The organism is Stutzerimonas stutzeri, assembly GCF_024448695.1.
GTDB lineage: Bacteria > Pseudomonadota > Gammaproteobacteria > Pseudomonadales > Pseudomonadaceae > Stutzerimonas > Stutzerimonas stutzeri_T.
In genome coordinates this window covers 40,483-64,049 of the sequence record NZ_JAMOHY010000007.1, presented here as the reverse complement: position 1 = coordinate 64,049, position 23,567 = coordinate 40,483, and the positions used below count along the sequence as shown (strand labels likewise).

The 23,567-nt window shown below is 60.5% G+C and carries 19 protein-coding genes; 13 read left to right on the top strand and 6 right to left on the bottom strand.

Going from position 1 to position 23,567, the window contains the following annotated elements; all coding sequences use genetic code 11:
* Positions 1 to 105 precede the first annotated feature (105 nt).
* The 13 genes from NAV32_RS08355 (at position 106) to NAV32_RS08295 (ending at position 16,230) form a co-directional block, all read left to right on the top strand.
* Positions 106 to 345, top strand: coding sequence for an alkaline shock response membrane anchor protein AmaP (locus tag NAV32_RS08355; RefSeq protein WP_256052337.1), 240 nt, complete (start codon positions 106 to 108; stop codon positions 343 to 345).
* Positions 329 to 3,283, top strand: a complete 2,955-nt coding sequence (locus NAV32_RS08350; protein WP_256052336.1) for a sensor histidine kinase — start codon at positions 329 to 331, stop codon at positions 3,281 to 3,283. Before NAV32_RS08355 ends, NAV32_RS08350 begins: the two co-directional genes overlap by 17 nt.
* A gap of 84 nt (positions 3,284 to 3,367) precedes the next feature.
* Positions 3,368 to 4,789: a sigma-54-dependent transcriptional regulator gene (locus tag NAV32_RS08345; RefSeq protein WP_256052335.1), complete on the top strand. Its 1,422-nt coding sequence runs from the start codon at positions 3,368 to 3,370 to the stop codon at positions 4,787 to 4,789.
* Positions 4,790 to 5,442: 653 nt separating this feature from the next.
* Positions 5,443 to 6,846, top strand: coding sequence for a polynucleotide adenylyltransferase PcnB (locus tag NAV32_RS08340; RefSeq protein WP_256052334.1), 1,404 nt, complete (start codon positions 5,443 to 5,445; stop codon positions 6,844 to 6,846).
* Positions 6,846 to 7,352: a 2-amino-4-hydroxy-6-hydroxymethyldihydropteridine diphosphokinase gene (gene folK / locus NAV32_RS08335; RefSeq protein WP_256052333.1), complete on the top strand. Its 507-nt coding sequence runs from the start codon at positions 6,846 to 6,848 to the stop codon at positions 7,350 to 7,352. The genes NAV32_RS08340 and folK overlap by 1 nt, the downstream gene beginning before the upstream one ends.
* Before the next feature lie 133 nt (positions 7,353 to 7,485).
* Positions 7,486 to 8,286 (top strand): 3-methyl-2-oxobutanoate hydroxymethyltransferase, encoded by an 801-nt coding sequence (gene panB, locus NAV32_RS08330; protein WP_256052332.1) that lies wholly within the window; start codon positions 7,486 to 7,488, stop codon positions 8,284 to 8,286.
* Positions 8,283 to 9,146: a pantoate--beta-alanine ligase gene (gene panC / locus NAV32_RS08325; protein WP_256052331.1), complete on the top strand. Its 864-nt coding sequence runs from the start codon at positions 8,283 to 8,285 to the stop codon at positions 9,144 to 9,146. The genes panB and panC overlap by 4 nt, the downstream gene beginning before the upstream one ends.
* A gap of 88 nt (positions 9,147 to 9,234) precedes the next feature.
* A complete protein-coding gene (gene panD / locus NAV32_RS08320; protein ID WP_025240609.1) occupies positions 9,235 to 9,615 on the top strand; it encodes an aspartate 1-decarboxylase in 381 nt (126 codons plus the stop codon).
* A 351-nt stretch (positions 9,616 to 9,966) separates the two neighbouring features.
* Positions 9,967 to 11,631: a glucose-6-phosphate isomerase gene (gene pgi / locus NAV32_RS08315; protein ID WP_256052330.1), complete on the top strand. Its 1,665-nt coding sequence runs from the start codon at positions 9,967 to 9,969 to the stop codon at positions 11,629 to 11,631.
* A gap of 111 nt (positions 11,632 to 11,742) precedes the next feature.
* A complete protein-coding gene (locus NAV32_RS08310; protein ID WP_256052329.1) occupies positions 11,743 to 12,618 on the top strand; it encodes an oxygenase MpaB family protein in 876 nt (291 codons plus the stop codon).
* A gap of 92 nt (positions 12,619 to 12,710) precedes the next feature.
* Positions 12,711 to 15,614, top strand: a complete 2,904-nt coding sequence (locus NAV32_RS08305) for a DUF748 domain-containing protein (RefSeq protein ID WP_256052328.1) — start codon at positions 12,711 to 12,713, stop codon at positions 15,612 to 15,614.
* A gap of 1 nt (position 15,615) precedes the next feature.
* Entirely contained in the window at positions 15,616 to 15,912 is a 297-nt protein-coding gene (locus NAV32_RS08300; protein ID WP_256052327.1) for a DUF2845 domain-containing protein, read from the top strand.
* Positions 15,913 to 15,924: 12 nt separating this feature from the next.
* Positions 15,925 to 16,230, top strand: coding sequence for a DUF2845 domain-containing protein (locus tag NAV32_RS08295; RefSeq protein WP_256052326.1), 306 nt, complete (start codon positions 15,925 to 15,927; stop codon positions 16,228 to 16,230).
* A 76-nt stretch (positions 16,231 to 16,306) separates the two neighbouring features.
* Here the strand turns inward: NAV32_RS08295 and NAV32_RS08290 are convergent, their stop codons facing one another.
* The 6 genes from NAV32_RS08290 to infB form a co-directional block, all read right to left on the bottom strand.
* Positions 16,307 to 16,681: a BON domain-containing protein gene (locus NAV32_RS08290; RefSeq protein WP_256052325.1), complete on the bottom strand. Its 375-nt coding sequence runs from the start codon at positions 16,679 to 16,681 to the stop codon at positions 16,307 to 16,309.
* 299 nt (positions 16,682 to 16,980) lie between these two features.
* Positions 16,981 to 19,086, bottom strand: a complete 2,106-nt coding sequence (pnp, locus tag NAV32_RS08285; RefSeq protein ID WP_256052324.1) for a polyribonucleotide nucleotidyltransferase — start codon at positions 19,084 to 19,086, stop codon at positions 16,981 to 16,983.
* A gap of 168 nt (positions 19,087 to 19,254) precedes the next feature.
* Positions 19,255 to 19,524, bottom strand: a complete 270-nt coding sequence (gene rpsO, locus NAV32_RS08280; RefSeq protein ID WP_003280896.1) for a 30S ribosomal protein S15 — start codon at positions 19,522 to 19,524, stop codon at positions 19,255 to 19,257.
* 118 nt (positions 19,525 to 19,642) lie between these two features.
* Complete coding sequence (truB, locus tag NAV32_RS08275; RefSeq protein ID WP_256052323.1) at positions 19,643 to 20,560, bottom strand: tRNA pseudouridine(55) synthase TruB; 918 nt, start codon at positions 20,558 to 20,560, stop codon at positions 19,643 to 19,645.
* A 3-nt stretch (positions 20,561 to 20,563) separates the two neighbouring features.
* Positions 20,564 to 20,947 (bottom strand): 30S ribosome-binding factor RbfA, encoded by a 384-nt coding sequence (gene rbfA, locus NAV32_RS08270; protein WP_256052322.1) that lies wholly within the window; start codon positions 20,945 to 20,947, stop codon positions 20,564 to 20,566.
* Positions 20,948 to 21,070: 123 nt separating this feature from the next.
* The gene (infB, locus tag NAV32_RS08265; RefSeq protein ID WP_256052321.1) at positions 21,071 to 23,557 is read right to left on the bottom strand and encodes a translation initiation factor IF-2; all 2,487 of its coding nucleotides are present in this window, start codon (positions 23,555 to 23,557) and stop codon (positions 21,071 to 21,073) included.
* Between the last annotated feature and the right edge of the window lie 10 nt (positions 23,558 to 23,567).

Here is a 23,567-nt window from a genome sequence, read left to right as displayed (position 1 = left end):
GCAGCGACCCTCCGAAATCAGCTGCAAAGTTTCGCACATTACAGACGCACCGCGGGAGGGCAGCTCGGCATACGGCCTAAGTAGCAACACACCCACAGATGGAGCATGTCAGCTGCTTTTTATGGCCTGCTGCTCTACCATCGCCCTACTTCCGACACGAGACCCGGCATGTACATCTACCGACTGGTGCTGCTTCTGGTAGTGGGGATCTATCTGTTCTCTCCCGCAATCATGGACTGGTGGATCGATCCCAACGGCGCCTGGTACCGGCCCTACCTGTTGTGGCTGATTCTTATCGTGGTGACTTTCATTCTTCAGAGCCAGCGCGATGCAGACGAGCTTTAGCCTCAGCCACCTGATCCTGATCAGCGTCGCCTACCTGCTAGTGCTGTTCGGGGTGGCCTGGGTCAGCGAGCGTGGGTTGATTCCGCGCTGGATCATCCGTCATCCGCTGACCTACACCCTGTCGCTGGGCGTCTATGCCAGCGCCTGGGCCTTCTACGGCACGGTCGGCCTGGCCTATCAGTACGGCTACGGTTTTCTCGCGACCTATCTGGGCGTCTGCGGCGCGTTTCTGCTGGCGCCGGTGCTGCTCTATCCGATCCTGCGGGTTACCCGAACCTATCAGCTGGCGTCCCTGGCAGACTTGTTCGCCTTTCGCTTTCGCAGCACCTGGGCCGGTGCACTGACAACCATCGTCATGCTGGTCGGCATGCTGCCGCTGCTGGCCTTGCAGATCCAGGCGGTCGCCGACGCCATCGGCATTCTCACCCTGGAACCGCTGCAGGAGCGGGTAGCACTGGGCTATTGCGTGATGATCATGCTCTTCACCATTCTTTTCGGCGCCCGGCATATCGCCACCCGCGAAAAGCATGAGGGCTTGGTCTTCGCGATCGCCTTTGAATCCCTGGTCAAGCTGCTGACCTTCGGCGCCATCGGTCTGTATGCGCTTTTTGTGGTGTTCGGCGGTCCACACCAGCTGGAAATCTGGCTGTTGCAGAATCAGTCCGCCCTCCAGGCGCTGCACACGCCATTACAGGAAGGGCCGTGGCGCACACTGTTGCTGGTGTTTTTCGCCTCGGCCATCGTCATGCCGCACATGTACCACATGACCTTCACCGAGAATCTCAACCCGCGCGCGCTGGTCAGCGCCAGCTGGGGATTGCCGTTGTACCTGCTGCTGATGAGTTTGGCGGTGCCGCTGATTCTCTGGGCCGGGCTCAAGTTAGGCGTGAGCACCAACCCCGAATATTTCACCCTGGGCCTGGGCATCACAGCGCAAAGCGAAGTCCTGACGCTGCTGGCGTTCGTCGGAGGCCTGTCGGCTTCCAGCGGGCTGATCATCGTCTGCACCCTGGCGCTGTCGGGCATGGCCCTCAACCATCTGGTGCTGCCGCTCTACCAGCCACCCACCGAAGGCAATATCTATCGCTGGCTGAAATGGACCCGCCGCAGCCTGATCCTGACCATCATCATGGCCGGCTACGGTTTCTACCTGATGCTTGGCGCCGAACAGGACCTGTCCAATCTGGGCATCGTCGCCTTCGTCGCAACCCTACAGTTCCTGCCGGGCGTGCTGTCGGTTCTTTATTGGCCCACCGCCAATCGCCGTGGCTACATCATCGGCCTGCTGGCGGGGATCAGCGTCTGGGTAATCACCATGCTGTTGCCGCTGGTGGGCAACCTGAACGGCTTCTACATCCCCCTGTTCAACCTCGTTTATGTGCTCGACGACACCAGCTGGCATCTGGCCGCAATTGCCTCGCTGGCAGTCAACGTACTCGCCTTCTCGCTGTTCTCGCTGTTCACCGAAACCAGTGCCGAGGAACAGAGTGCCGCCGAAGCCTGCGCCGTGGAGAACATCCGCCGCCCGCAGCGCCGCGAGCTATCGGCTGCTTCACCGCAGGAGTTCGCCGTACAACTGGCCAAGCCGCTGGGCGGCAAAACCGCACAGCGCGAGGTGGAACAGGCGCTGCGCGACCTACAACTGCCCTTCGACGAACACCGCCCCTACGCCCTGCGCCGTCTGCGCGACCGCATCGAGGCGAACCTGTCCGGCCTGATGGGGCCGAGCGTAGCGCAGGATATCGTCGAGAACTTCCTGCCCTACAAGGACGGCGCCGAGGGCTATGTCACCGAAGACATCCACTTCATCGAGAACCGGCTGGAGGAATATCACTCGCGTCTGACCGGCCTTGCGGCTGAGCTCGATGCCCTGCGTCGCTACCATCGCCAGACCCTGCAGGACCTGCCCATGGGCGTCTGCTCGCTGGCCAAGGACCAGGAAGTACTGATGTGGAACCACGCGCTGGAAGAGCTCACCGGAATCCCCGCACTGCAGGTGGTCGGTTCGCGCCTGACCACCATCGGCGAGCCGTGGCGAAGCCTGCTGGTGGACTTCACCCAGCAAACCGACGAACACCTGCACAAACAGCGCCTCTCGCTGGATGGCGACACCCGCTGGCTGAACCTGCACAAGGCCGCCATCGACGAGCCCCTGGCACCGGGCAACAGCGGGCTGGTCCTGCTCATCGAGGACCTCACCGAGACGCAGGTACTGGAAGACCGACTGGTGCATTCCGAGCGCCTGGCCAGCATCGGTAGGCTCGCAGCCGGCGTCGCCCACGAGATCGGCAACCCCATTACCGGCATCGCCTGCCTGGCACAGAACCTGCGCGAAGAGCGTGAGAGCGATGGCGAAATCACTGAGATCAGTAGCCAGATCGTCGAGCAGACCAAGCGCGTCTCACGCATCGTCCAGTCGCTGATGAGCTTCGCCCATGCCGGTGGGCGACAGCACGCTCAGTATCCCGTGTCCCTCGCCGAGATTACCCAGGGCGCGATCAACCTGCTGTCGCTCAACCGCAACACCACCGAAGTGCAGTACTTCAACCTCTGCGACCCGCACCATCTGGCCGAAGGCGATCCCCAGCGTCTTGCCCAAGTGCTGATCAACCTGCTCGCCAACGCCCGCGACGCCTCGCAACCGGGCGGCATTATCCGTATCCACAGCGAAGTCTCCGAGCAGACCGTGTATCTGCTCGTCGAGGACGAAGGCAGTGGCATTCCCAAGCCGGTTCAGGACCGATTGTTCGAGCCGTTCTACACCACCAAGGACCCTGGCGAGGGGACTGGCCTGGGCCTTGCGCTGGTCTATTCGATCGTGGAAGAGCATTATGGACAGATCCATATCGACAGCCCGACTGATCCTGAAACCCAACGCGGCACCCGCTTCCGGATCACCCTACCCAGGTTTACCGAAGCAACAAACGCTGAAAGTTGAAGAGGCGATCATAGAAATCTGCCCATAGCAGGCCGTCACGCAGCGACGGGCCGTAGCCGCCTCCAGACCGTCGAGAGAGTACTGATGCCACACATCCTCATCGTCGAAGACGAAACCATTATCCGCTCCGCCTTGCGCCGACTGCTCGAACGCAATCAGTACGAGGTGAGCGAAGCGGGCTCGGTACAGGAAGCCCAGGAGCGCTTTGACATCCGGGGCTTTGACCTCATCATCAGCGACCTGCGCCTGCCCGGCGCGCCCGGCACCGAACTGATCAAGCTTGCTGCGGGCGTACCGGTGCTGATCATGACCAGCTACGCAAGCCTGCGCTCAGCTGTCGACTCCATGAAGATGGGCGCCGTGGACTACATTGCCAAGCCCTTCGATCACGATGAAATGCTGCAAACCGCAGCGCGCATTCTTGCCGATCGCGAGCAGGTGCGTAGCGCCCCGGCACAGGGCAGCAGCGGACAGTCTGCAGCGGCTGTGCAGGAGACAGGCAATGGAGAGATCGGCATTATCGGCCACTGCGCGCCGATGCAGGACCTGTTCAGCAAGATCCGCAAGGTAGCCCCAACCGACTCCAACGTACTTATCCAGGGCGAATCCGGCACCGGCAAGGAGCTGGTGGCGCGTGCCCTGCACAATCTTTCGCAGCGCGCCAAGGCGCCGATGATCTCCGTCAACTGTGCAGCGATCCCCGAGACACTGATCGAGTCCGAGCTTTTCGGTCACGAAAAAGGCGCCTTCACGGGTGCCAACGCCGGTCGGGCCGGCCTGGTGGAAGCGGCCGATGGCGGCACACTGTTCCTCGACGAAATCGGCGAACTGCCGCTGGAAGCCCAGGCGCGATTGCTGCGCGTCCTGCAGGAAGGCGAGATCCGCCGAGTCGGCTCGACCCAGTCGCAGAAGGTCAACGTGCGCCTGGTGGCGGCAACTCACCGCGACCTGAAAAGCCTGGCCAAGCTCGGCGAATTTCGCGAAGACCTCTATTACCGCCTGCACGTCATTGCGCTCAAGCTGCCTCCGCTGCGGGAGCGCGGCAGCGACATCCTGGAAATAGCCGTAGCTTTTCTGGCACGTCAATCCGCGCGCATGGGCAACGACGACATGTATTTTTCGCATGAGGCCGAGCAAGCCATCCGTCACTACTCCTGGCCCGGTAACGTGCGGGAGCTGGAAAACGCCATCGAGCGGGCGGCCATCCTCAGCGAGAGCCCGGAAATCAGTGCCGAACTACTGGGCATCGATATCGAACTCGACGGCCTTGACGACGATTACGAGGAACCTTGCACCTCACGCGGTGACGGCTCCAGCGTAACCAGCAACGAGCCGACCGAGGATCTATCGCTGGAAGACTACTTTCAGCATTTCGTGCTCGAACATCAGGATCACATGACCGAAACCGAACTGGCACGCAAACTGGGCATCAGCCGCAAATGCCTGTGGGAACGCCGCCAGCGTCTGGGTATCCCGCGGCGAAAATCCAGTACCACCGCAGGGTAGCGTTTGTTACCCACCGCCCCGAGGCGTAACAGCGAGCCGGGTTTATCGGTAACGAAACCCGGTTTTTTATGCCTTCAGGTCGACAGCGAAAACCATCAAGCCACTGATTTATAAAGACTTTTTAAAACTGGCACGACAACTGCTTTATATCTGGCACAACAACAATAACAAGCAGACCCACAATAAGAACAATACGTAGCGACTCCAGCAAAACAACGACAAGAAGGCGGAGGCGTAGCTAACTGATTCTTTTGGAGAGGACTTGCCACATGGGGTTTAGCCCCACGACCAGGCCGAGAACAATAAAAACTGCATAAGCAGTGCCTGAACTGGTTGGATCACTGGATCGATGGCAAATCAGCGACCAAAGAAATCCGTTTGCTCTTTGCTCCCAATGTAGGAGCGATTCCCAGAGGCGATAGCCGAAGGGAACGGGCGATCAAATAAAAACAACACGCCCGAAATACCAATAACAACAAAGCACGCAACATTCTTTAGAGGGGAGCTCAGGCTCCCCTTGTGCTTTATCGCACTGGCCAAATTTTGACACCTCTCCGCGCTTCGTTCACCATCCCGGCTCCCGGTGCTAGAATTCACGCCTGTTTCGTGCTCATTCTCTACGTCACCTGTCCTTTCGCCACACAGTGCCTCCCATGCTGAAAAAGCTGTTCCAGTCTTTTCGTTCCCCCCTGCGCCGATTTCCGCGCCCTCGACACACACCTGAAATTCTGTCCGGCAGGCAGCATTCACTGCACAGCGAGGACATCAACAGACACGCTGTCAGCATCGTCGAGAGGCTTCAGCAGGCGGGCTATGAGGCTTATGTGGTAGGCGGTTGCGTACGCGATCTGCTGCTGCGACTGTCGCCCAAGGACTATGACGTGGCCACCAGCGCCACGCCCGAGCAGATCCGCGCCGAATTCCGTAACGCACGCATCATCGGTCGGCGTTTCAAGCTGGTTCACGTGCACTACGGTCGCGAGATCATCGAAGTCGCCACCTTCCGCGCCAATCACCCCGAAGCCGATGACGAAGAAGATGCCAACCAACTGGCCTCTCGCAATGAAAGCGGGCGCATTCTGCGTGACAACGTTTATGGAACGCTGATAGACGATGCCCAGCGTCGCGACTTCACCATCAACGCGCTGTATTACGATCCGACCAGCGAACGGATTCTCGACCATACCCACGGTGTCCACGACATCCGCAACCGGCTGATCCGCCTGATCGGCGACCCGGAACAGCGCTACCTGGAAGATCCGGTACGCATGCTGCGCGCGATCCGTTTTGCAGCGAAGCTGGATTTCGAGATCGAGAAACACAGCGCCGAACCGATCCCCGACCTGGCCGACCTGCTTTGCGATGTGCCCTCTGCGCGACTGTTCGATGAAATCCTCAAACTGTTCCTGGGTGGCAAGGCCTTGCGCACCTTCGAACTGCTGGTGGAGTACGACCTTTTCGCCCCGCTATTCCCGGCGAGCGCCGAAGCGCTTGAAGACAACCCTGAATACGCCGGCACGCTGATTCGCAATGCGCTGGCCAATACCGATCAGCGCATTGCCGAGGGCAAGCCGGTCACACCAGCCTTTCTGTTTGCCGCACTGCTCTGGCCCGCGTTGCCGGCGCGCGTGCTGGAGGCGCAGGAACGCGGCCTGCCACCGATTCCGGCGATGCAGGAAGCGGCCCACGACCTCGTCTGGGAACAGTGCCAGCGCACCGCCATTCCCAAGCGCTTCACCCTGCCGATGCGCGAGATCTGGGACATGCAGGAACGCCTGCCGCGCCGTCAGGGGCGTCGCGCCGATCAGTTACTGGATAATCCACGCTTCCGCGCCGGTTACGACTTTCTGCTGCTGCGCGAGAGCGCCGGTGAGCAGACCGACGGCCTTGGCGACTGGTGGACCGAGTACCAGGAAGTGAGCGACAGCGAACGGCGCAACATGATTCGCGACCTCAGCAAGCGGGGCGATGACAGCGGCGCACCGCGCAAACGTCGACGCAGCGGTGGACGACGCAAACGCGGCCCGACCGAAGGCGCGCCGACAACGAACGAATGATGGAGCGCACATATATAGGTCTTGGCAGCAATCTTGCCGAGCCGCGGGAGCAGTTGCGTTGCGCGCTGATGGCGCTGGACGCCCTCCCTGATTGCCATCTCGTCGCTGCCTCTTCACGGTATGCCAGCGATCCGCTTGGCCCGGCGGATCAACCGCGCTACAACAATGCTGTCGCAGCGCTGGATACCGGCTTGTCGCCCCTGCAACTGCTCGATGCACTGCAGGCGATCGAACTGGCCCAGGGCCGAGAGCGCAAGGCTGATCGCTGGGGACCGCGCACACTGGACCTCGACATCCTGCTGTTCGGCGAGCGCATGCTTGACGAGCCCCGGCTGACCGTCCCGCACTATCACCTGCATGCCAGAGCCTTCGTGCTCTACCCGCTGGCCGAAATCGCACCGCAGAACCTGCAGTTACCCGACGGTCGCCGGCTTGCCGAGCTGCTTTCAGCCTGCCCCTTCGAGGGGATCGAGCGGCTGGATGAGCTTCTGCCAGCGATCAGGTAACAGGCGTAACGCCTCCGGTAACACTCACGATTGACTTGGCACGCCGCCATCGAGACTATAAGCGCCCTCTGCCGGCACGCGCTTTATTGACGCAGCAATGCGGCTTGCGGCAAAACCTAGGAGGACGGCATTCATGCCTGACGTAACCCTGACCACCCTGCAAGGCCTCAAACAGAAAGGCGAAAAGATCGTCATGCTCACCTGCTATGACGCCACATTCGCCAAGACCGCCAGCGAAGCCGGGGTCGAGATGCTGCTGATCGGCGACTCCCTGGGCATGGTCCTGCAGGGGCATGACAGCACGCTGCCCGTTTCCGTCGAAGAGATGGCCTACCATACCGCCTGCGTCAAACGCGGCAACCGGGGCGCGATGATCGTTGCCGACCTGCCGTTCATGGCCAATGCCACTACCGAACAGACGCTGAACAACTCAGCCGCGCTGATGAAGGCCGGCGCGCACATGGTCAAGGTTGAAGGCGCGGCCTGGCTGGCTGAGTCCATCCAGCTACTGGCTGAGCGCGGCATTCCCGTCTGCGCCCACATGGGCCTCACGCCGCAGGCGGTGAATATCTTCGGCGGCTACAAGGTCCAGGGCCGCCAGGAGGCCCAGGCGCAGCAGATGATTGCCGACGCACAATCACTGGAAGCCGCTGGCGCAGCCCTGCTACTACTCGAGTGCGTACCCAGCGAACTGGCGGCACGCATCACTCAGGCAGTCGGCATTCCGGTAATCGGCATCGGCGCCGGCAGCGACACCGACGGTCAGGTACTGGTCCTGCACGATATGCTGGGCCTGTCGCTCAGCGGGCGCACGCCGAAGTTCGTGAAGAACTTCATGGCTGAACATGGCGACATCGCAAAGGCCATCGCTGCGTACGCGGCAGCCGTCAAGGCCGTGGAGTTCCCCGCTGCCGAACACGGGTTCTCAGCATGAACGTGGTCAGAACCGTCGCCGACCTGCGCGCTGCAATCAACCGTGCGCGCACCGAAGGCAAGCGCATCGGCTTCGTGCCCACCATGGGCAACCTGCACGACGGCCATATCGCGCTGATCAGAAAGGCCGGGCAGCGAGCCGATTTCGTCGTTGCCAGCATCTTCGTCAACCCGCTGCAGTTCGGCCCGAGCGAAGACCTGGCCAGTTACCCGCGCACCCTCCCCGCCGACCAGGACAAGCTGTTCGAGGCTGGCTGTCATCTGCTGTTCGCGCCTAATGTGCAAGAGATGTACCCCAGCGGCCAGGCCCTGCAAACCATTGTCAGCGTTCCCGGCGTATCCGAAGGGCTCTGCGGCGGCAGCCGGCCAGGACATTTCGATGGTGTTTCGACGGTCGTCAACAAGCTGTTCAACATGGTGCAACCAGATCTCGCGGTGTTCGGCGAGAAGGATTTCCAGCAGCTGGCAGTGATCCGCACCATGGTGCGCGACCTGAACATGCCGGTGCAGATCATCGGCGAACCCATCGTGCGCGCAGCAGACGGCCTGGCACTGTCCTCGCGCAACGGCTACCTCAGCCCGGAAGAACGTACCAGCGCCCCGGCGCTGTACCGCATCCTGTGTCAGATGGCCGAAGCGCTGCGCAACGGCGAGCAGGACTATCCGGCATTGCTGCTCCGAGGGCGGGAAGCGCTGCAGGCTGCAGGTCTGCGCCCTGATTATCTGGAAATCCGCAGCGCCACCGACCTGCAACCGGCCAGCGCCGAGACACGCGAACGCGTCATCCTCGCGGCGGCCTTTCTCGGCAAGACCCGCCTGATCGATAACCTGCAGGTCGATAGCGGCTCAACCCAGCCGTAATCATCAATATCCCGCAAGCCCTCGGCCTTGATCACACCCGAGGGTTCGGGCACACTCTGCGCCGCTTGCGCACCCGGAGGACCCCGCCATGCACGCCATCATGCTCAAGGCCAAACTGCACCGCGCCCAGGTGACCCACTCGGTGCTGGATTACGAAGGCTCCTGCGCCATCGACGGCGACTGGCTGGACCTGGCTGGCATCCGTGAATACGAACAGATTCAGATCTACAACGTCGACAATGGTGAACGCTTCACCACCTACGCCATCCGTGGCGAGGAAGGCTCGAAGATTATCTCGGTCAACGGCGCTGCAGCACACAAGGCCGGCGTTGGTCATCGACTGATCATTTGCGCCTACGCTCACTACAGCGAGGCCGAGCTGGCCAGCTTCAAGCCGCACGTCCTTTATATGGGCGCCGATGGCGATCTCAGCCATACCAGTAACGCCATTCCGGTGCAGGTTGCCTGAAACGCCAGTCTGCACTCCGAAAGCCCGCAACGCCCAGCGCGTCGCGGGCTTTTTACTGTTTCAGGGATTTCACTTGGCAGGTAAATCTGCAATGGTTTGGCTGTTATGCCGAGGACACCGAAGCGGCAAGCTTGCTTCGGAACGCAGCGCGCTTTTTCCAGTCTGACCAGTCTGCGACACCGGATATGTCGCAGCCGCTTCGACTGCGCCGGAGCGGTCCGCGCCTACAGGATTCAGGATGAATACCCACGCGCCAGCATGATCGAGTGACTTTCAAAGTCGCCCTTATCAGTGCAACGCATGCAACCGCAACCGTGCAGACAGTCCGCCACGCAAAGGAAGCCGCACCACATGAGCTACTATCAGCACCCTCTCGACGCCACTGCCCTGCCCTCCTGGAAGGCTCTGGAAGACCATCGCCTGGCCATGCAGAAGTTCAGCATGCGCGAGGCGTTCAAGGCTGACCCGGCACGTTTCGAGGACCTCTCGGCATCCTGCTGCGGCCTGTTTCTCGACTACTCAAAGAACCTGATCACGCGTGAAACCCGCACATTGCTGGTCAACCTCGCACGTGAGGCCGGTGTCGAGCAGGCGACGCACGCCATGTTCGAAGGCGAGCGAATCAATGCTTCGGAGAACCGCCCGGCACTGCACACCGCATTGCGCCGCCCGATGGGTGACAGCGTGACGGTCGACGGGCAGAACATCATGCGCGAGGTACACACGGCACTGGCGCAGATGACGGATTTCGTCACGCGCATCCACAACAATCTCTGGCGCGGCTTCAGTGACAAGACCATCACCGATGTGGTGAACATCGGCATCGGCGGTTCCTTCCTCGGCCCTCAGCTGGTGTCCGAAGCACTGTTGCCGTTCACCCAGCACGGCGTGCGCACGCATTACCTGGCCAATATCGACGGCAGCGAATTTCGCGAAGTGACCGCCAAGCTGAATGTCGAGACCACCCTGTTCATCATTTCCAGCAAGACCTTCAGCACCCTGGAAACCCTGAAGAATGCCCAGGCCGCGCGCAACTGGTATCTGGGCAAGGGCGGCACGGAAGAGAAGCTTTACCGCCACTTCGTCGCAGTGACCAGCAACCGCCAGGCCGCCGTCGAGTTCGGCATTCATGAAAAGAACATCTTTCCCATGTGGGACTGGGTCGGCGGACGCTACTCGCTGTGGTCGGCTATCGGCCTGCCCATTGCGCTGGCCATCGGCATGTCCAACTTCAAGGACCTGCTGTCCGGCGCCTACAGCATGGACCAGCATTTCCTCAGCGAGCCCTTCGAAAGCAATATGCCGGTGCTGCTGGCCATGCTCGGCATCTGGTATCACAACTTCTGGGGGGCACAGAGTTACGCCTTCCTTCCCTACGATCATTACCTGCGTAACTTCGTCAAACACTTGCAGCAGATGGACATGGAATCCAACGGCAAGAGCGTGCGCCAGGACGGCTCTGCAGTTGCCTGCAGCACCGGGCCAGTGATCTGGGGCGGCGTCGGCGCCAACGGCCAGCACGCCTATCACCAGTTGCTGCACCAGGGCACCCCCCTGATTCCGGCTGACTTCATTGTTCCGGTGGTCAGCCACAACCCGGTCGCCGATCACCAGGAGTGGCTCTACGCCAACTGTCTGTCCCAGAGCCAAGCGCTGATGCTCGGCAAGACCCGCGAGGAAGCCGAGGCCGAATTGCGCGCCAAGGGGCTGAGTGAAGCGGAGATCCAGCGCCTGGCGCCGCACAAGGTGATTCCGGGCAACCGCCCGAGCAATACGGTGGTGATGGAAACCATCAGCCCCGGCCGCCTCGGCGCGCTGATCGCACTCTATGAACACAAGGTGTTCGTTCAGGGCGTCATCTGGGGGATCAATTCCTTCGATCAGTGGGGCGTTGAACTCGGCAAGGATCTGGGCAAGGCCGTCTATGGCCAGATGACCCGTTTCGATGCCGCCCCCGCCGAAGACGCCTCGACCCAGGGCCTGATCAACTTCTTCCGCAGCCGTCATCGCGGCTGACCCCGCACGCTGCAACCGGATGGCGCAGCGGTGGCTGTCCGGTTCCTTGTTCCGCGCGACGGAAGAGGTTCAGGTAACATTCGTCCTCTTCCGCCACCGCCACCGCCCGCCATGGAATTTGTCCGCCGCCATATCGAAACCCAGGTACTGAGCCTCACCGGCCTCGCCATCGGCGGTGTCGACTATGAAAACCCGCCGGGCGATCCAGGCCTGTTCGGCCCGGAGTCGGTGTGCTGGAAGGTGCATGGGGATTTCACCTCGATGCTGATCGGCGGCATTTCGGCCTTGCTGTTGCAAGCGCTGCATCCGCTGGCCCTCGCCGGCGTCTGGGACCATTCGAACTTTCGTGAAGACCTGCTCGGACGCCTGCGCCGCACCGGACAGTTCATCTCGGCTACCACTTTCGGCAGCCATGCCGATGCCGAGTGCCTGATCAAACGGGTACGTTCGATACACCTGAACGTCACTGGCCATGCAGCGGATGGGCGCCCCTATTCCGCCAGCGACCCGGAACTGCTGACCTGGGTTCATGTGGCCGAAGTCAGCAGCTTTCTCAAGGCGCACCTGCGCTACCTGAATCCCTCCCTGCCCGGCAGCGAGCAGGATCGCTACTACGCCGAAGTCGCACGGATCGCCGAAGCCCTTGGCGCACGTGACGTACCCCGCTGTAGAGACGAGGTCGCCGACTATCTCGAAACCCTGCGCCCACACTTGCAGTGCGACGAGCGCTCGCGGGAAATCCTGCGCTTCCTGTTCGATGCGCCGGCGCCCAGTACCTTAGCCAGACCCTTCGGCACCCTGATGATGCAAGCCGGCGTGGACCTGCTACCGGACTGGGCCGGTGGCATGCTCGGACTGCAGCAAGGCCCGCTCCAGCGCCAGGCCATACAGCTCGGCGTCCGAAGCACGGCACCGTTGCTGCGCTGGGCGGTGCGCAACGGCTCCGTACACCGCGCCAGACGCCGCATGGGCCTGCCGATTCGATAGCCATACCGCAGTCCGCTTTGCCTGTGTCACACACCGGAACCCGGGTCCCATGCCATACTCCAAAGCAGTCAATCGCCTGGAATCAACGTCGCATGCCCAACGGAATGAAGCGCGCGCTCATCGGCCTGATGACCGCACTGACCTGCTATTGCCTGCTCGGCTTTCTGGTACTGCCGGGCATCGCCCAGCGCATCGTCAACCAGCAACTGATCCAGTACGCCACGGTCCCGGCTCGCCTGGAGCGGATCGAGTTCAATCCCTTCACGCTGGAGCTGACGCTATTCAACCTGCACCTGGGCGAGGAAGGTCAGCAGCAACTCGGATTCGAACGCCTCTACCTGGATCTGGAATGGAGCAGTCTGTGGCGCCGCGAACTGCAGATCGCTGACCTCGAACTGGTCCGGCTGCAAACGCAGGTGTTGTTCGACAAACAGGGCGTACTCAACCTGAGTCAGCTGTTCAACCTGCCGGCAAGCAGTGAAGAAAAGCCTGACGAAGCTGATCAGGAACCCTTTGCCCTGAGTATCGGCCGGCTGCAACTGGTGGAGGGTTCGATTCGATTCGCCGATGAGCGACCAGCCGATCCCGTCGACTTTCTGCTTGATTCGCTGAATTTCGAACTGCTCAACTTCGCCACTCGCTCGGATGAGTCCGCCGAAGCGGTCCTGGTTGCCACCGGCCCCAGCGGCGCACGTGTGGATTGGACAGGCCAGCTCAGCCTGTCGCCCATGGCCTCATCCGGCCGAATGAAGATCAGTAACCTGCAATTGAAGGACTTCTGGGCCTACGCACAGGACGCCCTCCCCCTGCGACTCATTGAAGGCCAGGCCAATTTCGCCAGTGACTACCGGCTCGACCTTGGCGAAGGCACCGAACTGCAGCTAAGCGATCTGAGCCTGCAGCTTTCACCCTTCAAGCTCGACACCCCGGCTGGCCAGCCACTGGTGCGCCTGGAGCAGCTCGAGATCAGCCAGACAGCGGTGGATCTGGCCAGACAGCAGGTCATCATCGGTGCGTTGCGCAGCCAGGGACTTGAAACCTGGGCAACCCGCGAGCGCGACGGCAAGCTGAACTGGCAGAAGCTGCTCTCACCCTCCAGTGACGAAGAGTCGACAGTCGCAACCACGGACTCAGCAGATGATGCCGACACGAAGACGAGCTGGCAGGTTCTCTTGAAAAGCGCGCAGTTGCGCGACTATCAGTTGCATTTGAGTGATCGGGTTCCAGAACAGGAAGTCGCTCTGGAGCTGGGCCCGCTGAATCTCGACTTGTCCGATTTCGACAGCCAGGGCACCACACCTTTCAATCTTGAACTCAATACCGGCATCGGCAAGCGGGGCGCTCTACAGGCACAGGGGCAGTTGCAGCTGACACCACTGGCGGGCACGCTGGCAATCGACAGTCAGGACATCGACCTGCGTATCGCCCAGGCCTACCTGACGCCATTCGTACATCTGGAGCTGCGCAGCGGCTTTCTTGCCAGCCAACTGAAACTCGAACTGATCGAAGCCGAACCGCTGGCGTTCAACCTGGCCGGGGCGGTCGAAGTCACCCAACTGCATACGCTGGACACCATCAAGAACCGCGACTTCCTCAAATGGCAGCGACTGCAGCTCAAAGGTCTGGATTACCGTCACCCCCGGCAATTACAGATGGAGCGCATCGATCTGACGCAGCCTTACGCCCGCTTCATCATCAATCCCGACCTCACCACCAATATCAATGACCTGCTGGTAGACAAGCCTTCGACGCCTCCGGGCGGCGCTGCCACTGAAACAGCGGAGCAGGAACCTCAGCTGGCCATCCGTATCGGGGGCGTCAATATCGCCGATGGCTCGGCCAACTTCTCTGACCTTAGCCTGCGTCCGCCTTTCATTACTGCCGTGCAGGAACTCAATGGTGCGGTGGGCACACTGGACAACCGTCAGCAGCAACCCGCCTCGGTAGACATCGCAGGCAAGGTTGATCGCTATGCACCGGTCAGTATCAAGGGGAGCCTCACCCCATTCGACCCCTTGCAGAGCCTGGACATCGCCACCCGTTTCAAACAGATCGAACTGACCACCTTATCGCCCTATTCCGGCAAATTTGCCGGCTATCGCATCCAGAAGGGCCGAATGGATCTTGATCTGCACTATCGCATTCAACAGGGCCAGCTCAACGCCGAGAACAAGGTCGTGCTGCAACAGCTGCAACTAGGCGAACAGGTCGACAGCCCCGAGGCCGTCGATCTGCCCGTTCGGCTGGCCGTGGCACTGCTCAAGGACAGCAAGGGCACCATTTCTCTCGAACTGCCGGTGCAGGGCGATCTCAATAACCCACAGTTCGATGTCATGCCCATCGTCTGGCAAACGCTGCGCAACCTGATCAGCCGCGCGGTTCAGGCGCCATTCAAGTTCCTTGCAGGGCTCGTGGATGGCGATCAGGCTGACCTCAGCCAGGTACTTTTCGCACCCGGCAGCAGCGAACTCGACGCCCAGGCACGCAGCAATCTGGACACTCTGGCCCATGCGCTGAACGAGCGCCCGGTGCTGCGTCTTGAAATCGAAGGGCAGAGTTCACCGCAGGCAGACGGCCCCTTGCTTGCCGAACAGTGGCTGCAACGTGAATACCAGAAAACCCTGTACAGCATGCTGCAACGACGCGGCGACAAGGTGCCAGCCGATGCGGCGCAACTGGAGGTCAGCGAGGATGACAAGGCCGCTCTGCTCGAAGGTATCTACCGTAGCCGCCTGAAGCAGCAACCGCCCGAGCAATGGAAAGAACTTGATGAGGTGCAGCGTCGGCAGAACATGCATGACGCCGTGATTGCCAGCCGGGCGGACAGTACCGCACTGCTGCGCAGTTTGAGCCGAGCCCGCGCCAATGCGATCAAGGATTATCTGGTCGATCAGGCCAGCCTTGATGCGTCCCGGGCCTACCTGCTTGACACAGGCACCAGCGAAGCCGGAGCGGACGGACAGATCCCGACCACCCTGCATCTGGGAAGCGAATGATATGCGCACGGGTTTCCAAATCCTGCTGCTCGGCCTGATGTTTGCCAGCCCAACCTCACAGGCCGACACCCTGCGCTGCGGCACTCAGCTGGTCAGCACTGGCGACAGGACCTTCGAGGTTGAGCGCAAATGCGGCGCCCCTAACCAGCGAGACCTGGTTGGCTACACCCTCGGGCCACATGCCAGGCAGGAAATGATCATCGAGGAATGGCTCTATGGCCCCACCAACGGCAAGCTCAGTATCCTGACTTTTGAAGGCAACCGATTAATACGTATCGAGTCACGACGCGACCGCTGACAAGGAACCCATATGTCCATTGCACCGCTATTCACATTACTGATGCTTGCCGTTGCCAGTACTGCGCAGGCTTCTTCCACCTATCGCTGCGCAAGCGCATTGGTCAGCCTGGACGCCTCAACGGCTGAAGTCAGAGCCAAATGCGGCGAGCCCGCCGGCGCTGCGCAGGTAGGCTTCAAGACTCTTGTTGACAGGTATGGGTATCAACAGGAAGTAGAGGTCGAAGAATGGACCTATGGCCCCATCCATGGGATGTACCATTTCCTGCGTTTCGAAGGGAACCGCCTGCGTCATATAGACAGCGAGCGGGGTCGCTGAAAAATCATCAAGGACAGCCGGCTGGCGAGGCATCCGTACCTCGCCAGCAAGCGTGTCAATGTGTCAGCACAAAGGATCAGTCAACCGTTTTCAGGCCGTCTGCCGAAACTTCACGTACGCCCTTGATGCCTTTGGCCTTGCTGATAGCCACTTCACGTTCAGCCTCGGTGGCTACGGTGCCGGAGAGGGAAACAACGCCATCCTTGGTTTCAACTTCGATATCCATTCCGGGTGTGGCATCCTCGGCCAGCAAGGTGGACTTCACCTTGGTGGTAATCCAGGTATCGGAAACGGCATCACCGGCTTCATCCATGCGGTCATTGGTGGCCAGCATAAGTGCATCCGCTTTCTGCGCAGCAGGGCTGACCTCGGCGACCGCGACACCCGAAAGCGACAGGCTCAGGGCAGCAGCAATGGCGGTGGCTGTAAGAGAGTTCTGGATTGTATTCATAATGGCACTCCTGTTTCTTTAATCACTGCGGAATCACTCCGACCGCAGTTCCACAAGAGTTATCGCAAGCGGCATGCCAGTTTTTCAGACCAAAAATATCTTTATATATCAATAGCTTGAAAAACTACGGTAGCGTAACGCTACTAGCACACTGCATGTTTCGCCTCTGCAAGGCGTGCAAGTTGCAATAAGTCAGCATCCGCTTAAAAGCAAACGCCCCGGAAATCCGGGGCGTTTGTTTAACCTGCAGGCCTGAAGAACTCAGAGTCTGCGGAGGGCTTTTTCACACATCAGGCCACTCAGGCGTCGGAAGCCTTCGCCGCCGCGACATCCTTGATCGAAAGCTTGATGCGACCGCGGTTATCCACGTCCAGCACCAGCACTTCAACTTCCTGGCCTTCCTTGAGGATGTCGGTGACTTTCTCGACACGCTGATCGCTCAGCATCGAGATGTGCACCAGACCATCCTTGCCCGGCAGGATGTTGACGAAGGCACCAAAGTCGACAATGCGCTCGACCTTGCCAACATAGATCTTGCCGATCTCCGCTTCTGCAGTGATGCCCAGCACGCGCTGACGTGCAGCCTCTGCCGCTTCCTTGGTTTCGCCGAAGATCTTGATGGAGCCGTCGTCTTCAATGTCGATCGACGCCTTGGTCTCTTCGCAGATACCACGGATGGTCGCGCCACCTTTGCCGATCACGTCGCGAATCTTGTCCTGGTCGATCTTCATCGCGATCATGGTCGGTGCGTTGGCCGACAGTTCACTGCGCGATTGCGCAATGACCTGGTTCATCTGGCCGAGGATGTTCAGGCGAGCTTCCAGCGCCTGCTCCAGCGCCTGCTCCATGATCTCTTCGGTGATGCCCTGGATCTTGATGTCCATCTGCAGCGCGGTGACGCCCTTGGCGGTACCGGCTACCTTGAAGTCCATGTCGCCCAGGTGATCTTCGTCACCGAGGATGTCGGTCAGAACGGCAAACTTCTCGCCTTCCTTGACCAGGCCCATGGCGATACCGGCTACCGGTGCCTTCATCGGCACACCCGCGTCCATCAGCGCCAGGGAAGCACCGCAAACGGAGGCCATGGAGCTGGAACCGTTGGATTCGGTGATTTCCGAGACCACGCGAATGGTGTACGGGAACTCGTCGGCGCTTGGCAGCATGGCTGCAACGGAGCGACGCGCCAGACGGCCGTGACCGATTTCGCGACGGCCAGTTGCGCCCATGCGGCCACATTCGCCCACCGAGTACGGCGGGAAGTTGTAGTGCAGCATGAAGGGGTCTTTCTTCTCGCCTTCAAGGGTGTCGAGCAGTTGCGCATCACGGGCGGTACCGAGGGTAGCGACCACCAGAGCCTGGGTTTCGCCACGGGTGAACAGCGCTGAACCGTGGGTCTTGTCCAGGACACCGACTTCGATGTTCAGACCACGCACGGTACGGGTGTCACGGCCATCGATACGCGGCTTGCCGTTGACGATGTTCTCGCGCACGGTGCGGTATTCGATTTCGCCGAAAGCCTCTTTGACTTCGCCCGCGGACGGTTGACCTTCTTCGCCGGAGAACTTGGCAACCACCTGATCTTTCAGCTCGCCCAGACGCGCATAGCGGTCCTGCTTGATGGTGATGGTGTAAGCCTGGGAAATCGCCTCGCCGAACTCGCTACGAATAGCCGACAGCAGCGAAGTGTTTTCCGCTTTAGGCTGCCAGTCCCAACGCGGCTTGGCAGCTTCGGCAGCCAGCTCGGTCACGGCCTGGATCACAGCCTGGAATTCATCGTGGGCGAACAGTACGGCGCCCAGCATCTGGTCTTCGGTCAGCTCTTTGGCTTCCGATTCGACCATCAGTACGGCGTCCTTGGTGCCGGCGACGACCATGTCCAGGCTGGAAGCCTTGAGCTGCTCGTAGGTCGGGTTCAGCAGGTAGCCGGTTTCCGGGTGGAAGGCAACGCGCGCGGCACCGATTGGGCCGTTGAAGGGAATGCCGGAGACCGCCAGGGCAGCCGAGGTACCGATCATCGCAGCGATGTCCGGATCGGTCTTCTTGCTGGTGGACACCACGGTGCAGATGACCTGCACTTCATTCTGGAAACCTTCCGGGAACAGCGGACGGATCGGACGGTCGATCAGGCGCGAGGTCAGGGTTTCTTTTTCGCTCGGACGCGCTTCACGCTTGAAGAAACCGCCAGGGATCTTGCCGGCAGCGTAGGTTTTTTCCTGATAGTGAACGGACAGCGGGAAAAAGCCCTTGCTCGGGTCGGCGGTTTTCGCGCCGGTTACAGCGACCAGTACAGCAACGTCGTCGTCAACGGTGACCAGCACAGCGCCGGAGGCTTGACGGGCGATGCGGCCAGTCTCGAGGGTTACGGTCGATTGACCGAACTGAAATTTCTTGATTACCGGGTTCACGGTGTTTTCCTTCTCTCTGTTGCCTTTGGGGAAATTGGCGGAGGGGCGGGAATCGGACCCGTTCTCTCCTGCAAAAGCCAAAAAGCTGAAAGCTCGAAGCCGCAAGTGGAGGATTGCTCCGACTTTCGACTTCAAGCTTCCAGCTCCAGGCTTCCAGCTCGCTACGTCTTAACGACGCAGACCCAGACGACCGATCAGGGTGCTGTAACGAGTAGTGTCCTTGCCCTTCAGGTAATCCAGCAGCTTACGACGCTGGTTGACCATACGGATCAGGCCACGACGTGAGTGGTGGTCCTTGCCGTTGGCCTTGAAGTGGCCTTGCAGCTTGTTGATGTTGGCGGTCAGCAGGGCAACCTGCACTTCCGGGCTACCGGTATCGCCTTCAGCTTGCTTGTACTCGTTAACGATCTGGGCTTTTTCTTCAACGCTAAGTGCCATGATGGGCTCCTTACAGTGAACAGGCCGGGAAAATCCCGTGTTTTAAAAGAGGGCTGACCGTGCCTGCCAACAGCCATCCTCATGACGCAACACACCACCCGGGCGCATTGCGTATCGGTCATTCCGACCGAATCAGTCGACGCGGCGCTATGCGTCCGTCTTCACTCACTTCACCGATACCAATAAAGCGACCGGTGTGATCCTGTACACGCATCATGCCGAACTGCGGCGCCTGCGGTGCACGCACCGGTTGTCCGTGCAGCCAGTAAAATGCGCTGTGTTCCGAAAGCTGCAACAGCGGCCAGTGCTCCAGCCCGCTGTCGACCGGTTTCAGAAAAGCGTCAACCGCCTCTGCTCCGCCCTCGGCATGAGCCTGTTCCAGCGCTTCAAGCGTCACCGTCTGGGTCAGGTCGAAGGGGCCTGCCTGGGTACGCCGCAGCTCTGCCACGTGCGCTCCACAGCCCAATTCCCGTCCAATGTCTTCAACCAACGTGCGGATATACGTGCCTTTGCTGCACGAAACTGCAAATCTAGCCCGGTCGGCGTCCAGTGACAGCAGATCCAGGCGCGCAATGGTAACAGAACGCGGCTCTCGCTCCACCACCTCTCCGGCCCGCGCCAGCTTGTAAAGTGGCTGACCGTCACGCTTGAGAGCCGAATACATAGGGGGAATCTGCTGAAGCTCGCCCCGAAACTGCGGCAAGAGGGCTTCAAGCTGGGCCAGGGAGACATCGACCGGCTTGCGCTCGATAACCTCGCCTTCCGCATCAGCCGTGGTGGTGGTCACACCGAGCTGAGCAACCGTCTCGTAGCCCTTGTCGGCATCGAGCAGATATTGCGAAAACTTGGTGGCCTCACCGAAGCACAGAGGCAACACCCCGGTGGCAAGCGGATCGAGGCTGCCGGTGTGCCCCGCCTTTTCTGCATTGAGCAGCCAGCGAACCTTCTGCAGCGCCGCGTTGGAGGTAAATCCACGCGGCTTGTCGAGCAGGATGATGCCGCTGACGGCACGGCGAATGCGTTTTACCTGGGCCACGCCTTATTCTCCATCGCTGTGCTTGCGGTCTTCGGCAACCGCCCGCTCGATCAGCGAGGTCAACTCAACCCCGCGACGAACGCTGGCGTCATAGCTGAAATGCAGCTGCGGTACCGTGCGCAACTTCATTGCCTTGCCCAGCTGCATGCGCAGGAATCCGCCGGCATCGTTGAGGATCCGCAAGTTGCCCTTGACCGCATCCTCGTCGTCGTCCTTGCCCATGATGGTGATAAACACCTTGGCATGGGACAGATCGCGACTGACTTCGACAGCGGTAATGGTTATCAGACCGAGACGCGGGTCCTTGATCTCGCGCTGGATCAGCGATGCCAGCTCACGCTGCATCTGGTCGCCTATACGCTGGGTACGACTGAATTCTTTGGCCATAAGATTTGCCTCAAGCTGCAGGCAACAAGCTGCAAGCCATGAAAAAATTTCAAGCCACAAAGCCAAACGGCAAGCACCAAGTGATCACACTTGAGGCTTGCCGCTTGAAGCTTGCAGCTCGGGTTACAGCGAACGTGCCACTTCGACTTTCTCGAAGACTTCGATCTTGTCGCCAGCCTTCACGTCGTTATAGCTCTTCACCGCGATGCCGCATTCCATACCGGCACGCACTTCGGCAACGTCATCCTTGAAGCGACGCAGCGATTCCAGCTCACCTTCGAAAATGACCACATCGTCACGCAATACACGGATAGGACGGTTGCGGTGCACCATGCCCTCGAGGACCATGCATCCAGCAACGGCACCGAACTTCGGCGAACGGAACACGTCACGCACTTCCGCAATACCCAGGATATTCTCGCGAACATCACTGCCGAGCATGCCGGTCAACGCTTTCTTGACGTCTTCGATGATGTCGTAGATCACGTTGTAGTAACGCAGATCCAGACCTTCCTGCTCGACGATCCTGCGTGCGCCCGCGTCGGCCCGCACGTTGAAGCCGAACAGCACCGCATTGGATGCCAGCGCCAGGTTGGCATCGCTCTCGGTGATACCACCGACACCGCCACCAATCACGCGCACCTGCACTTCATCATTGCCGAGCCCGCTGAGCGAGCCTTGCAAGGCTTCGAGGGAGCCACGGACATCGGATTTGAGGACGATATTGAGCGTCTTCTTCTCTTCCTGCCCCATGTTCTCGAAGATATTTTCCAGCTTGCCGGCATGGGCGCGGGCGAGTTTGACTTCGCGGAACTTGCCCTGACGGAACAGCGCTACTTCACGCGCCTTCTTCTCATCGCTCAGCACGCTGAGTTCGTCACCTGCTTCAGGGGTGCCATCCAGACCGAGGATCTCCACTGGAATCGAGGGACCCGCTTCCTTGATGGACTTGCCGTTCTCATCGAGCATCGCGCGAATGCGGCCGAAGGTCGAGCCGACCAGGGCCATGTCGCCCTGACGCAAGGTGCCTTCCTGTACCAGAACGGTCGCCACCGGACCACGTCCCTTGTCGAGACGCGATTCAACCACCACACCACGGCCGGGAGCCGAAGGCGTAGCCGTGAGTTCCAGCAGCTCGGCCTGCAGCAGCACAGCCTCAAGCAGCTCGTCTACGCCTGTACCCATCTTCGCCGATACAGATACGAACGGCGTGTCGCCGCCCCATTCCTCGGGAATCACATCCAGCGCAGCCAGGCCGTTCTTGATGTTGTCCGGGTTGGCATCCGGCTTGTCGATCTTGTTCACCGCAACCACGATCGGCACGCCAGCAGCCTTCGCATGCTGGACGGCTTCCTGAGTCTGCGGCATCACGCCATCGTCGGCAGCAACCACCAGAATCACGATATCGGTCGCCTTGGCCCCACGGGCACGCATGGCGGTAAAGGCCGCGTGACCCGGAGTATCCAGGAAGGTAACCATTCCGCGCTCGGTTTCCACATGGTAGGCACCGATATGCTGGGTGATGCCGCCAGCTTCGCCAGTCGCAACCTTGGCACGACGGATGTAGTCGAGCAGCGAGGTTTTGCCGTGGTCGACGTGACCCATCACGGTCACAACAGGCGCACGTGTAATAGCTTCGCCTTCGAACCTCAGCAGTTCCGCGAGTTGCTCTTCCAGGGCATTGTCGCTGACCAGTCGGACCTTGTGGCCCAGCTCCTCAGCGATCAGCTGAGCAGTTTCCTGATCCAGCACCTGATTGATAGTCACCGGAGTGCCCATCTTGAACATGAACTTGATGACTTCCGCGGCCTTGACCGACATCTGCTGTGCCAGATCGGCGACCGAGATAGTCTCACCGATGGCCACGTCACGAACGATGGGGCCGCTCGGACTCTGGAAGCCGTGCGCATTGCGCTTCTTCAGCTTGGACTTGCCACGACCGCCACGGCGGAAACCGTCTGCATCGTCATCACCGCTACGCACGGTACGCGACAATGGAGCCTTGGCCTTGGCAGCGGGACGTGGCTGAGCCTGCTTGCGATCACGACGCTCGTCGTCATCACTGCGTGCCTTCTCGGTGCGACGCGGCTCTTCCTTCTTGCGCTCGTCAACCGGCGCAACAGGCTCGACCGGGACTTCCCGCGCAGGAACAGGTGCAACAACCGGCGAGCCGACCCGCGACTCCACTTCGGCCTGCGTCTTGCGACGCGCCTCTTCCTCGGCACGCTGACGCGCTTCTTCTTCGCCCTTCAGGCGGGCGGCCTCTTCGGCGGCGCGCTGCTCTTCGAGCTCGCGCTGCTTGTCGGCCTCGATCTCATCCGGGGTACGTTTGACGAAGGTTTTCTTCTTCCGAACCTCGACACTGATGGTCTTGCTGCCACCCACCTTGAGCTTGGTCGTAGTCTTGCGCTGCAGGGTAATCTTGCGCGGCTCATCCACCTTGGCGCCGTGGCTGCTCTTGAGGTGCGCCAACAGGGCCTGCTTTTCGTTATCGGTCACTACTTGCTCGGCGCTGGTGTGCGGCAGTCCTGCCTCACGCATCTGCTGCAGCAGTCGCTCGACCGGTGTGGCGACCACCTGGGCCAGTTCTTTCACCGTGACTTGCGTCATGCATCTCTCT

Bases quoted from the DNA above. Each gene is read 5' to 3' on its own strand.
- NAV32_RS08355 (WP_256052337.1), top strand. From the start codon at position 106: ATGTCAGCTGCTTTTTATGGCCTGCTGCTCTACCATCGCCCTACTTCC.
- NAV32_RS08350 (WP_256052336.1), top strand. From the start codon at position 329: ATGCAGACGAGCTTTAGCCTCAGCCACCTGATCCTGATCAGCGTCGCC.
- NAV32_RS08345 (WP_256052335.1), top strand. From the start codon at position 3,368: ATGCCACACATCCTCATCGTCGAAGACGAAACCATTATCCGCTCCGCC.
- NAV32_RS08340 (WP_256052334.1), top strand. From the start codon at position 5,443: ATGCTGAAAAAGCTGTTCCAGTCTTTTCGTTCCCCCCTGCGCCGATTT.
- folK (WP_256052333.1), top strand. From the start codon at position 6,846: ATGGAGCGCACATATATAGGTCTTGGCAGCAATCTTGCCGAGCCGCGG.
- panB (WP_256052332.1), top strand. From the start codon at position 7,486: ATGCCTGACGTAACCCTGACCACCCTGCAAGGCCTCAAACAGAAAGGC.
- panC (WP_256052331.1), top strand. From the start codon at position 8,283: ATGAACGTGGTCAGAACCGTCGCCGACCTGCGCGCTGCAATCAACCGT.
- panD (WP_025240609.1), top strand. From the start codon at position 9,235: ATGCACGCCATCATGCTCAAGGCCAAACTGCACCGCGCCCAGGTGACC.
- pgi (WP_256052330.1), top strand. From the start codon at position 9,967: ATGAGCTACTATCAGCACCCTCTCGACGCCACTGCCCTGCCCTCCTGG.
- NAV32_RS08310 (WP_256052329.1), top strand. From the start codon at position 11,743: ATGGAATTTGTCCGCCGCCATATCGAAACCCAGGTACTGAGCCTCACC.
- NAV32_RS08305 (WP_256052328.1), top strand. From the start codon at position 12,711: ATGCCCAACGGAATGAAGCGCGCGCTCATCGGCCTGATGACCGCACTG.
- NAV32_RS08300 (WP_256052327.1), top strand. From the start codon at position 15,616: ATGCGCACGGGTTTCCAAATCCTGCTGCTCGGCCTGATGTTTGCCAGC.
- NAV32_RS08295 (WP_256052326.1), top strand. From the start codon at position 15,925: ATGTCCATTGCACCGCTATTCACATTACTGATGCTTGCCGTTGCCAGT.
- NAV32_RS08290 (WP_256052325.1), bottom strand. From the start codon at position 16,681: ATGAATACAATCCAGAACTCTCTTACAGCCACCGCCATTGCTGCTGCC.
- rpsO (WP_003280896.1), bottom strand. From the start codon at position 19,524: ATGGCACTTAGCGTTGAAGAAAAAGCCCAGATCGTTAACGAGTACAAG.
- rbfA (WP_256052322.1), bottom strand. From the start codon at position 20,947: ATGGCCAAAGAATTCAGTCGTACCCAGCGTATAGGCGACCAGATGCAG.
- infB (WP_256052321.1), bottom strand. From the start codon at position 23,557: ATGACGCAAGTCACGGTGAAAGAACTGGCCCAGGTGGTCGCCACACCG.